Here is a 12362-nt window from a genome sequence, read left to right as displayed (position 1 = left end):
TGGAGTTGCTGCTCCTGCGGTTGCTACAATAGCTACTACACCACCTACAACCGTTAAAGCACCGACCACAAAATTTAGAACACCCTGATTACGACGCTCTTCGGCCGCAATGGCTTCCCAACGAACGGCATCACGTTCCTGAGCCGTCTTAATCCGATCTGTACGATTTGATAAGTGATTAACCGCATTGCTATAAGCTGCCGCAACTTCCTGCATTTGTTGAAGCTGACCTATAGAACCAGGTTGATAACTACCAACATTCCTTGATTGACTCCCATAACTTGCCAACAAGCGTTTAGTTGATGCTAAAAGCTCCTTGAAAGGCACTAAATCTTGCATGGTATGCTGAGATTCATATTGAGCAATACTCTGATGAAGTCTATTCAAATCATTAATCAAAGCATTATACTTCATAATGGTCGTCGTATGACTCATCCCTCGATAGGTCAAAATATCATTAATCTTGGCCTTCTCAGTACTCAATAAATCAAGCTGATTCTGTAAATGATTACGCGACCCCTCCAAATCACTCTTAAGAGTCGTAAGGTTTTGCTCCGGCAATTTTGCTTTGGAAGCATCGTCTATATTATAATAACCGTCTTTATAAAGCAAGAGAGAAGCGGAATAATCCTGCATTAAAGTTCCCAAGACCAAAATAATCGGATAATGAACTTCTGCTAAATAGCTCTTCATTCCATTTAATGCTTGCCCCTGAAGAGCAGAATCACTCATGAACTGAGACATCGCTGACTCAATGCTTGCTAAAGCTTCCGCCCAGCCAGTAATAGTCGTTGAAACCTCTCTTTGAACGTTAGTGATATCTTCAAAATGAATTTTATATGCCATTCCTATCCTCCTAAGGAGTGGTTTTTCCAAACTGACCACCCAGTTGTGCATCCATTGCCAACAAACTCAGACCGCTCTGATTCATCAAGTCGATATCGTTGTTGAGAAAATTCGCATAAGCAGTTATCAAAACAGACAATTCGTTGAACTGATCCCGATATAAATCAAGAGCTGATGATGTAGAGGTATACTCATAAAATTTTGCACTGACATTAACGAGACTTCCCTGAGTTGATTTCAACTGACTAATATGAGGCTGAAATACAGTTTCTGATAAGGCTATTATTCCAAACATCTTAGCCCTCCTTTGTATGGAATAGTTTTTCAATCATGTTTCCAAGACTATTAATCTGGCTATAGCACCAGCCTATAATACCATTCTGCTCCTGTTGTTGATTCTCTAATCGAGTAATCTCATCACAGATAGAATCAAAATAAGTATCTAATTCTCGTTGAAATGTCTCATACTCACTGATAAAACTATCCCAATCAGTATTCAATGTGTCCTTATTCTTTCCTTCCCACCCAGGACGATTATTCTTATGCTTAATGGAAAATTTTATATTACTAACCTCTTGTTGAATAGAGACTATCGAACTTTTTACATTACGGAGACGCCCTAGTTTCTCCTCAATAGAGGTAATAGCTGAAGAAGCCGCATTAATTGAACTCTGGTGAGAATTAATTTGCCTTCTTAAGCTATATATTTGGTCATAGTCAACCTTTCCCATCTGTTACTCCTTTGCTTGAGTATTCACTAAATCAGATACTTTTCCTTTAGGAATCTCAGTACTGGATAGAGTTGATCGAAGATTCTCTAGCATCACTTCATTTTCTTCATCTTGAAATCCCTCATGGACAACTTTTAGGATATCCTCATCATTAAAGTAAATAAGATTATCTCCAAGCAAGCCCTCTGGATAAAGGCAAGCCCCATAATCAAATCGATAGATTTGCCCATCTACTGGTGCGGCAATTAAACGAGCAATGAGCATCATTTTTTTAGTACTTCCTTTAAGAATAACCACTGTACCGAGTGGCAACATTGTAACTTCTGACATTTTCTTATCCTCTCTAAATTTCTAATAACTGCACAAACTCATATCCCTCTGGGTAAAGGATATAGCCTTGGTTGGGCTTAAGTGCTGGCTCATTGTTAATATACGGGTAACGGGTATGGTTTTGGTCACTGATACGAACACCAAGGAAAACTTGTTCCACCAGCTGAAGCATGAGCTTGACATAAGTGTCATAGCTGTTATTCACAAGGTCTTGATAGCTGCCAACAAAGAGTGGTGTCACACCATACTTAGGTCCTTCAACCAAAAGAAGTTTCAGGTCAGCCTCGCTCAAGCCTGCACTCATCCCTGTTAAAGCGATATCTGGGATAAGAACTAACCAGTTTTGATAGCTCTCCTGTGGCTTAGCGACCCGCTCCTGCAAATCACCAATAATGGTTCGTAGAACATCACTGACTTCTGTACTGTTCACAAAGCGATTGAACCCGTCAAACAACTGGTTAGGAATCTTCTCGTTATTGTCCAAAATAACAGTGTTGTAGCGGTCAGAAAGACGTTTCAATTGGAAATCAAGAATCTTGTAATAGTTGTTGATGAAGGATGGCCCTTCTGCGGCCATGATAAATGGTTTCTCAAAGCTAAACCCTGCCGGCTGAACCCACTCCCTATCCAAACCAAAGACAAGATCCTTGGCTGACAGGTCAACATTCTCGGCTTTCACCTTCTCAGGCAACATCGGGATACCACTTGGCAACTCACCTGTGTAGGCTGTCCTCATAGCTTCAACCTCATTGCCCACCTCAATGATGTAGTCCGCATAGGCTTGGCTGGTGTAAGGCAAAGTCACCTGGAACTGGATAATCTCATCAAGTTTAGTGATGGCCCGACCCTTGATTTCATCCAAAGCAATGTTGGAACGACCAACAACACCTGACAGGTCACTAGTGTCAAACAAGAAGAGGGAAATCTTAGTCTTGAAGTTGGACTGGAGCTGGAGACGCATGGCATTTAGGCGGGACAGGGCCGTCACCAGATAAATGCCAAGTGACGCCCCGTCACGAGCGATGACGTTAAGCACATCGTAGAAAGCATCCGCAAATGGAGCATCCATAACACTATCAAAGCCATCAATCATGACAAAGAGAGTTGGGAAGCTGGTTTCAGACAACTGGTTGTACTGGCGAAGGTTGGTGGCTCTTAGCTTAGACAAGGCCTTCTTACGCTCCTTGACCATCTGCTTGAGGCGACGCATGGATTTGAGGATTTTCTCCGTCTCATCCAAGGCGAAGTAATCCACCACATGAGGGAAGTCTGACAGGGAAATCAAACCACTGGTTCCGAAGTCATAGAGGTAGAAGTGAACTTCTCCTGGACTGTGCTTACGCATGGCATCAACCGCCAAGGTCTGCAGGAAGGTTGATTTACCAAAGCCTGGGCTAGACACCAACAGAATATGACCGGTCTGTTCCATGTCAAAGTAAAGTGGCGACTGCTCCTGCTTCTCTGGGATATCTTGATAACCCACCAAGAGAGGCTTAAGCCCAGATGACTCTTGCCAGTAAGTCCTAAAGTCCGTTTCCTGCAAGTCTTGCGATAAGATTCGGTCAGCCAAAGGTGGTAACCAAGGACTGGCAACCTTAGGAATCTGGAGGTTCTCAAAAATCTCATGAGCCTGTTCCACAATGGCATCCAGCTCCGTCGGCAAGCTCTTGACATCCTTCTGCTTGGACAAACCACTCAGGTCCTTGTTAATGGCCCGATACTGACCGCTGTCGGTGATGTCATAAACCGTCGTCTCACGCTGAACACCAGCCTTTCCGTCTGGGTTGTAATCCGCACCAGACCAGGCTGACTGGAAGAGCTCGTAGATTTCATTGTTACCAACTTGAAGGTAGGCCCGACCAGTCTGGGTAATCTCAGCCGCATCAGGCGTCTTGATGACCTCACGAGAGTCCGCTACATCCTGCACCTTAAGGGCAATCTTGAACTTGGAGTTAGACCAAATCTGGTCATTAACCACACCACTTGGCTTCTGAGTCGCCAAAATCAACTTAACCCCAAGCGAACGACCGATACGAGCTGTCGACACCAACTCGTCCATAAAGTCGGGCTGGTTGGCTTTAAGCTCCGCGAACTCATCGCTGATGATAAGCAGGTGAGGCAGAGGTTCAGACACCTTGCCCTCCTGGAAGAGTTTGGTGTACTGGTTAATGTGGTTGACATTGTTTTCTTGGAAAATACGCTGCCGCTTCTTGAGTTCAGCCTTGATAGATACCAAGGCTCGGTTGGCCTGGTTGCCATCCAAATTGGTAATGGTTCCCACAACATGAGGAAGTTTAGCAAAGAGATTAGCCATCCCACCACCCTTGTAGTCAATCAAGAGGAACGCCACTTCGTAAGGGTGGTAGTTAACTGCCAGAGACAAGATATAAGACTGCACCAACTCTGACTTACCAGAACCTGTCGTCCCTGCAATCAAACCGTGAGGGCCATGTGCCTTCTCGTGCAGGTTGAGGTAAAGGATATCATCACGACCACGAACACCAAGAGGCACCGACATGGTCTGATAGGTCTCGTTCTCCTTCCAGCGGGTCAAGAGGTCTAGCTCCTCAACCTTGCTCACGCCATACATTTCAAGGAAGGTGATGCTATCAGGGATAGAGTTCCGCATGGTCTGAACATGGGTAATCCCTGCCATGTTTCTGGCAAACGCCTCCTTGTCCTCAAGAGAAATCACTGGGAGTGGCACAAAAGTCTGATTGAGGTAGGTATCCTCCTGCAAAATCAGGGTTGCCTTCTTATCCCCACGGTAGTCCACAACTGTCTTCACATGTTCAGGCAAGCTCTCAATCACCTCTTCCACAAAGACATAGTGAATGCCCAAATGAGACAGGTCTTCATTGATATACTCCATGATGTTGTGATCAAGCATCAGGCTCAAATCGGTAATCAAAAGAACATAGCGTGGGGCATACTGCTTCTCACTTGATTTTTCCTGCTCACTGTCCAGTTTTCTCTCCTTGATAATCTGGTAAAGCGAGGTCAAGAGCTGGTCACGTGTCCGCTGGCTATAGACAAACCCACGGCTGTTAAACACTTTCAACTGGGTGTGCGGTAACCAACGGCTCCAATTCCAGAGCGGCAGCTCTTCCTCACGGAAGATTGGCACAAACTGGACATCATGATAGCTCTGGAAGGTCGCCACCTGCATCATGAGTTGTTGCACTTGCTCAATCACCACTCGGCGAGAGCCGATATAACCAATGGGCGACCCAAGCTGATTCTGCAGAGGCATTTGGTTCAAGTGACGATAGTAAGCCAAGAGTTCCTGGACCTTTTGATTGGCCTCCTCATTGTACTTGGTCATCTCTGAGTCAGAGTAATCAACGCTAAAGCTCGCCTTAATTTGACCGAGCCCCAAACGGTAAGTCAAGAAGTCAAAGTGATATGGGGTCTTCTCATAGATACGACGGTCAATGGCCGCTGCCATCTCAAGCAAATCAGTTGTCGCTGGGTAATGGTAAAGCAGAGCTGTCTCTTGTTCTACCTTACTACTGGCCAACTCCTCGTATTTGCCATCCAGATAAGTCAAGTAGTCTGAAATCTTCTGCTCTTGCGTTTCACGATGCTTTTTCTTATCCGAAAAGTAAGAGTGAATCGAGGTTCCAATGGTAATGACAGACATCCCCGTCATCATCAGGACCATGCCTCCACCTTTGAAAAGGAAAGCTGTTAGCCCTGTAAACACAATCATGGCGATGGGGGTTAGGAGGAGTTTAAATAGCGATTGCTTGGTATCTTCCGATTGGGTGGGAACAGCCGCTACTGAAATTTTGTTCTCTGGTTCTCTTAAAATAATTCGAGGAGAGCGATGAAAATCCCTCCCTCGATCGTCTCGTTCGGACAACTTTGCTGGGAGTAAGCTCGTCTGATAGTCACCAATGGTCGAAAACTCTAAGCGGTTATTAATAACAGAAAGAAATAAACCTGAGGCAAAGAGGATGGTATCGTGGTCTTGGAGAGGAGTCTTATCCTCTACCAGCTGACCATTATGATAAAAGGCTTGGTTGGCAACAAGCTGCCACCCGTTTTCTTGAGACCTTAAAACAACTTCTAGCGATGGTATCGACACCTGAATCGTCGCCTGTTCATCTGACGATAGATAAAGCATTCCGTCTGGCAAATAAACACTCTGACGCTTTTCAAGTGACACCACCGTCACAAGATGTTCCGAATCCAATTTTAAGTAATGGACACCATTTGGATAGGTCTCCTCATCCAAACGAAAGCCCTCTTCAAAGACTTCAAGAGTCACTGGTGTTGATAAAGAGAGGTCAATATCTGACTGCTGACCTATTGTGTAGGTTCTTCCTGGAAATAAGGGATAGGCGGTTGAACCCGTAATGATGTAAAACATATTCAACCTCCTATTCTTGTCCACTTGAAGCAGGAGTCTCTTCACTTGCAGCACCAGCTGTTTCTTCTGGTGTCAGGTAGGTTTTCTTCAACTCATCTAGCTTGGTCTTATAAGTGTTTAATTGACTGGTACGCTCCTCAGCGGTTAAGTTCGGGTCACGTTGGATATCATCAATCTTCTTGGTCATGCCATACATGAGCAATTGTGGATCATCCAGGAAACTAGCGATATCAATGGCCTCATCAATCTTAGACTGACCAATCAAAATCCAATAACGAAGATAGTCCTCATTTGACTGCGTTGAAATTTTACTGAGCTCCTGACGTTGGGTTTCCGTCAACGGCTCTGTCATGATAACCGACAAGGCAACAATGTACTTATCGTCCTGACTGAGCACCTTACTATCCGCAGCTTTAACCGTTGTTACAACTTTAGAATAGTCCTTTTGGATAAAAGCTAACCGTGTCTGACTAATCATTTCTTGTTTTGGTAAGGAAGACAAGAGAACGTAACCTAGACCTGCCGCTAATAATACAGCTCCTAAACCGGCTAAGATACTGGTTGCTTTCAAACGCGCCAGGCGACTCTTGGTAACCACGGTCATGGTCTGCTTATTTTTCTCTTTCTCAGTCTGATACTCGGCTTGAAGTAATGTACTGACATCAGCTAAAGAGTCTGCCTTCACCAGTTGCTCACAGAAGAGATTGCCACGGTAAAAAGGTAGCTTACCATTAATTAAGGTATCATAGCTGGTCTTCTTGTCCAATACAGACACCATCATGGCCTGATAGCGTGTTAAAAATTCTTCAACGGTCAGTGCCTCATAAGGCGGTACTTGACCTTTAACCCCTCGCTCAATTAAAAGCGGCAGAGCATTCAGGGTAAAGAGGACCTTACTCGGATGGAAATCATAGGTGTAAACGGTTTGGTTAAGAAGTTCAAACACCTGACCAAGATTGATAAAATGGCGTAGTTGCTCTTCTCGTGTCATCTCAACAAGCCTACCCCAAGCATAGCTTCCATCAGGCTGAACCAATTCCAATTGGAGGTTCTCGCCATCAATCGCCACTTTCTGATTGACAAACAAGGGCTGTTCAGCCTCCAAGAGTTGGAAAGCCACTGATTGATTCCCTTTAACCTCTTCTAAAAGCAATTCTCTCATAACTGTTGTCACGTCTCTTCTCCTTATTCTATAATGACTCAACCACGAGCAGGTCACCATCTCGTAAGTCAGTTAATTCCTGAAAACGTGACAAGACTTGCCCCTTCTTTCCTTGGCGAGCCAGAGGGTTGTTAAAAACCAAGCCCAGGCCATAGGACTCCGATACCGTCTGTAATAATTCCTGTAGAGCCATCGTTGTCGGCACTCTTAAATCCAACAAAGGACAACCAACAAGAGATAAGTCCAGACTGATATTGACATAAGATGACATTTGATTAGTTTCCTTTCTGTCGTCTGGTTTGGTAAAGCGACCAGCTCATAACCACAATGCCCAAACCAAATAAAGCTAACATCTGCCAGGAAATACCTGGCTTTTTCTCAGTCAACTGCACACCATAATCACTTGACACCGCAAGCTCTGTTTCAGGGTTAAATAACAATTCCCTATAATCCGTTGACCAATTATTTGAGGGCAAATCCTCAAGAAAAATACCTTCTTTGAGGCTTTTTCCCTCCTCTGAGACGACTGCTTGCTTTTGACTAATGGTGTCTGTGGTCTCTGTTTGAAAGAGCTTAGAGAGCGCTGCCTCTTGCTCAATGTAATAAACTTCTTTGGTCTCTTTCCCCTGATTAATATCCGTGTTAATCTGGAGAGAGCCATCATTGGCAAAGACAAGTGATGGCTCCATAACGATAACACTGATACACAGGATAAGGAGACGACTAAAGTGACGGTTCATACTACACTCCTGATTCGTCAAGCTCCTGGTAATGGTAGATGGTTAACCCACTGACTGCTCCTGCTAGGAGGACCGTTAGGATAAAGGTTACCGTCCACCCTTCTTTATTATTCAAAAACGCTGTCAGCATTCCCTCTAAGTAGGTCATCGGGGACAAGAAGGACACCCAACTGCTATGGCTGATATAATGTGAGTCGAGCAACTGGTCCGCACTAATTAAATACATCATAACTAGGAATAGGCTGATGAGGAAACCGTAGCTCTTCAGGTACTGATTGAGATGACTAATGCCGTGAGCAAAAAACTGCGTCAAAACAGCCAACAGCATCATCAACAAGAACATCTGACTTCCTGAAAGGGTTAAGCGATAGCCTGCAAAACCGCCGATGATAATCGCTGTCAAGAAGGCTACTCCTGTCAAAAAGATAAATGGGTAGAGACTGTTGGTCCAATGGCGACGAGCCATCACATCAACAATTTTAGACCATTTAGAGCGGTCACTATGCTGTAGAATATAGGACGCTGCAAGACCAACAAGGTAACTCATCAGAATCAACAGAAATCCTGACCGTTCATCTTGACGGGTGTCAGCTTGTTTAGTTATCGACCCCACTAATGATTCGATTTTTGAGGCATCAACTGGATTAGATAAATACTCGTAGACAGCATTGTTCTGGCTATTACCAATTTTGGTGTTGCTCAAAACAGTTGAGAAGGATTTCAAAAACTCTGCGTTATCCCCATACTCTTTGGTCATTACACCGTAGAGTTCATCAACCCGACCAGATAAGTTATTGCCTTCTGTTTCTAGAGCCTTGACATCTGTTGCTAGACGATCAACCTGCCCCTGAATACTCTCAGAAACCAATTGATGGGCTTTCGTATTATCCATCAATGTCTGACTCGCATTTTTCAACCGCTCTAGGTCACTATTAATAGACATTGTGACAGTAACTAAGTCCGTATTGTCACGCTTTTCTTGTTCCACAACTACTGGCTTTTTCTTAATGGTCTCGTCAACCGTTTTTGTTTGTTCAACCGTTGTGGCTAATTGTTCTAACAACTTTGTTGTATTTGATTTTAATTGGTCTATGTAAGTTGACAATTCTTCTGATTTTGGAATGAGGGCATCAAATTCAGCAATCGTTTCTTCGGGTGTTTTTAAAGCATTTCTTAATTCAGTAATTGTTGTGTCTTGAATTAACTTCGCCACAATATTTTCAAGCTCTTCTTTATTATCGTATTTTTGTTTAATACGACCAAACAGAGAACTTGGACTTGGCTCTAATGTTCCAGAGCCATCTCTAAATTGTTCACCATAGAATGCTTTAATAAGACCTGCCAGTTCATAATAAGAACGTAAATCAGCAACCACTGCTCTTTCAAGATGGTTGGTACGAGCATACTCACCATAAGGGTAAAAGACAGAGGACGCATGATAAGTTCGATGAAAGACCTTATTAACGCGATCGATATTTTCACGACTGATTGTCTCTTCTTGAACCCAACTACTAGAACTGCTACTATTTTCCGTTGGGGGAGTTTCAGAACCTGTTGTTGTGCCTTCAATTGGTATGAAAGTATCCTGTCTTCCATCAGTTGCTGGCGGTAGAGTAACTGTTGAGTTAACGACTTTATCATACTCAAAATTTTCCTTTGTCGAGACCATTAATTCCACAACTAAAGGACTAAATAGATTGATAGAAGTATCGTCATTCGGGATGAGTGAATACGTTATATCAATACTATCCTTAAGCGGAGAGCCAATAGCTAAGCTATATTCTCCTCCACCAAGATGAGTAGCGGAGATACCAGAAACATTTAGTGCATAACCTTCTGGTACTCTCAATAGGACTTCAGAAACTTCTCCCTCAATAGAAGGTATTGATAGCTGCTGGGCTTGTGCAACTGCTTTTTTAACAACGTTTTTGGCATCATTAAAATAAGTATCTTGATGACTAATGGATTCTAATCGGGGTGAAGTAAGACTATGCCTTTCTGCATAAGTCGATGCAAAAGCAGTAAGTGATTTCAAATACCGTTTATCATCCTTAGAAAGATTCATGGCGTCAATCGCTAGGTCGCTATAGCCAGAAAAACGACTAAACTCCTGTTCAAATGTTTCTGTTAATAGAGATTCAATTGATTTCAAGTAATTTCCCAAGGTATCCGCTTGATCTTGTATATTAAAGGATGGACTCTCTTTCAAAGATTCTTTAACAGCTGCCAATATTTTGTTATCATAGTCTGACAGAACAGTATCAATACTATCATTTAATGCTCTTAACTTAGCCGTAAAGGTTTCCACATCTTGCTTAAGTTGGCTTGCTTTGGTCTGTGTGTCAGCTAGAATTTCAGGGTTACTATTTTCTGATGACATACGTTCATTTAAAGCAGACAATTGATTCAACTGTTCCTCAACACTCAACTTTGAAAATTCATCATCATAGGTTTTGAGACTTTCTTCCCGCTTAAGAATAGACTCCTGCCATTCTTCTTGCAAAGATTTTATCTGCTCAAGTTCTGCTGTATAAACCTTATTGACATCGATAATTGATGTAAAGGCATCATTGGACTCGAGCAGACTTTTTTGAAAACTGGTATAAGCAGACAACAATTCTGTTGGAGATGACGAGACACCTGTAAATTGTCTGGAATACATGGTCAGGGGGCTTATTAGATTATTATCAAAACTATTTAATACTCTACCGTCAGCACTAACAACATCACCGACTTGACCTTGAGCAGTCTGAAGATTACCAACAATACTCAGGAAATAGATATGAATCAAATCTTGGTTAAATAGACGTTTTAAATCGACAACTGCCTGTTCAGCTTGTTTCACCAAATGGTTTTTATCTGACTTTATTTGATATTGGAACTCTGCTTGAGCTGGAGAAGAACTTTCCAAAGCAAGTGAATCTTGTGAAAACTTAGTGGGTAACACAACCATCAACTGATACACACTATTTTCAAGTCCCCTCTCTGCGATGGAACGGCTAACCACTTCGACAGAGTAACCGCCCTTAGAAGCAAAGGAAGTTGTCAACAACTCACCAATATTAAGTTGCTGGCCATTGTAAAGCATACCAGCATCTTCATTAACGACCGCTATTTTAAGAGAGTTATTTCTAGACACAACCTGCTCTGATGACTCCGTCGAGAGAGTGCTAGGCTTAATAATTCCCCAGTAGGAAACGATGGAGACTATTGATAGTAATAAGCCTATCAGTATTAATTTTTTTCTGGTCATACCACATTACTCCTTGGGGATAACATAACAAAAGGGCTGAGGAAGCCTCCCCAACCCAACACGTGTGTTTGTCTTTTCTTAATTAAGACCAAAGTTACGAGACAAATCTTGGTCGTTTTGTTGCATGGCTTGAGCAGTTTTATCAAGCTGAGTATTGATTTGTTGCATCAATTCTGCAAAGTTCTGAACTTTTGGCTTCAATTCATTAAATTGGTTGTCAAAGCCTTGGAATGCAGCACCTTCCCACTCACTACGAAGCGTGTCTTGAAGACGTTGCAAGTTGTTCAAAATTGTTGTGATATCATTTGAGGCTTTTCCATACTCTCGAGCACGACTTTGAAGCGTTTCTGGGGATACACGAATTTGTCCTGACATAAGGTTGGTCTCCTTTGTATTTGATAATTTTATTCTATCATGAAACGAAACTTGTTACAAGTATTTTTGTGCCAAATTCACAAAAAATTTAACACTTTTTATACCCCTACTTTTTAATGATTTAATCACAGGGGGTGCAAATAAAAACTCACTGTCTTAATCGGTAAAAAAGATAGTCATAAGGAAAACTGGCCATAGTCATAAGACCCTTGAAATCAAGCTATTTCAAGGGTTCATAACGATAAAATTGTATCAATTTCTATAGACTCACTTCCCTTGACCACAGCGGTGATTTAAGAGAGAGGGGGGATATCTATTCCCTCATACTCCTTTACCCATGTCCCCCCTTTGTGTCTACGGAAATAAATCCCTCTAAAATACACCAGCACCTCAACTACCTCAACTGAAGTAGTTAGCTTTATATAGTACTTTAGTTTTTAATTAGTATGTGTTATACTAGAGTTATGGCTTACGGAATTGATTTTAGAAAACGTGTTATTAACTACGTCCAATCAGGGCATACTAAGAAGGAAGCTTGTGCTTTATTTGA

Annotated in this window: 11 protein-coding genes; 1 reads left to right on the top strand and 10 read right to left on the bottom strand. The window is 42.6% G+C overall.

Going from position 1 to position 12362, the window contains the following annotated elements; all coding sequences use genetic code 11:
* The 10 genes from ACMZ6Z_RS08200 to ACMZ6Z_RS08155 all read right to left on the bottom strand — a co-directional run.
* On the bottom strand, nt 1-846 hold an 846-nt coding region (locus ACMZ6Z_RS08200; protein ID WP_416132077.1), incomplete at its 3' end, for a T7SS effector LXG polymorphic toxin.
* A 10-nt stretch (nt 847-856) separates the two neighbouring features.
* Nucleotides 857-1141 (bottom strand): TIGR04197 family type VII secretion effector, encoded by a 285-nt coding sequence (locus tag ACMZ6Z_RS08195; RefSeq protein ID WP_416132076.1) that lies wholly within the window; start codon nt 1139-1141, stop codon nt 857-859.
* A 1-nt stretch (nt 1142) separates the two neighbouring features.
* Nucleotides 1143-1577, bottom strand: a complete 435-nt coding sequence (locus ACMZ6Z_RS08190; protein ID WP_416132075.1) for a DUF5082 family protein — start codon at nt 1575-1577, stop codon at nt 1143-1145.
* A 3-nt stretch (nt 1578-1580) separates the two neighbouring features.
* Nucleotides 1581-1907: a DUF4176 domain-containing protein gene (locus tag ACMZ6Z_RS08185; RefSeq protein ID WP_416132074.1), complete on the bottom strand. Its 327-nt coding sequence runs from the start codon at nt 1905-1907 to the stop codon at nt 1581-1583.
* Between the two features lie 13 nt (nt 1908-1920).
* Complete coding sequence (gene essC, locus ACMZ6Z_RS08180; protein WP_416132073.1) at nt 1921-6282, bottom strand: type VII secretion protein EssC; 4362 nt, start codon at nt 6280-6282, stop codon at nt 1921-1923.
* Between the two features lie 10 nt (nt 6283-6292).
* Nucleotides 6293-7456: a type VII secretion protein EssB gene (gene essB, locus ACMZ6Z_RS08175; protein ID WP_416132072.1), complete on the bottom strand. Its 1164-nt coding sequence runs from the start codon at nt 7454-7456 to the stop codon at nt 6293-6295.
* Nucleotides 7457-7472: 16 nt separating this feature from the next.
* Nucleotides 7473-7715, bottom strand: a complete 243-nt coding sequence (locus tag ACMZ6Z_RS08170) for a type VII secretion protein (RefSeq protein ID WP_416132071.1) — start codon at nt 7713-7715, stop codon at nt 7473-7475.
* 4 nt (nt 7716-7719) lie between these two features.
* The gene (locus tag ACMZ6Z_RS08165) at nt 7720-8184 is read right to left on the bottom strand and encodes a type VII secretion EssA family protein (RefSeq protein WP_416132070.1); all 465 of its coding nucleotides are present in this window, start codon (nt 8182-8184) and stop codon (nt 7720-7722) included.
* Between the two features lies 1 nt (nt 8185).
* Nucleotides 8186-11437, bottom strand: a complete 3252-nt coding sequence (gene esaA, locus ACMZ6Z_RS08160) for a type VII secretion protein EsaA (RefSeq protein WP_416132069.1) — start codon at nt 11435-11437, stop codon at nt 8186-8188.
* A 78-nt stretch (nt 11438-11515) separates the two neighbouring features.
* Nucleotides 11516-11812 (bottom strand): WXG100 family type VII secretion target, encoded by a 297-nt coding sequence (locus ACMZ6Z_RS08155; RefSeq protein ID WP_120171819.1) that lies wholly within the window; start codon nt 11810-11812, stop codon nt 11516-11518.
* A 446-nt stretch (nt 11813-12258) separates the two neighbouring features.
* Here ACMZ6Z_RS08155 and ACMZ6Z_RS08150 point away from each other — a divergent pair.
* On the top strand, nt 12259-12362 hold a 104-nt coding region (locus ACMZ6Z_RS08150; RefSeq protein ID WP_416132078.1), incomplete at its 3' end, for an IS630 transposase-related protein.

This window comes from Streptococcus pluranimalium (genome assembly GCF_047785705.1).
In the GTDB taxonomy this organism is placed as follows: Bacteria; Bacillota; Bacilli; order Lactobacillales; family Streptococcaceae; genus Streptococcus; species Streptococcus pluranimalium_A.
This window is presented reverse-complemented; position numbering and strand designations above follow the sequence as displayed.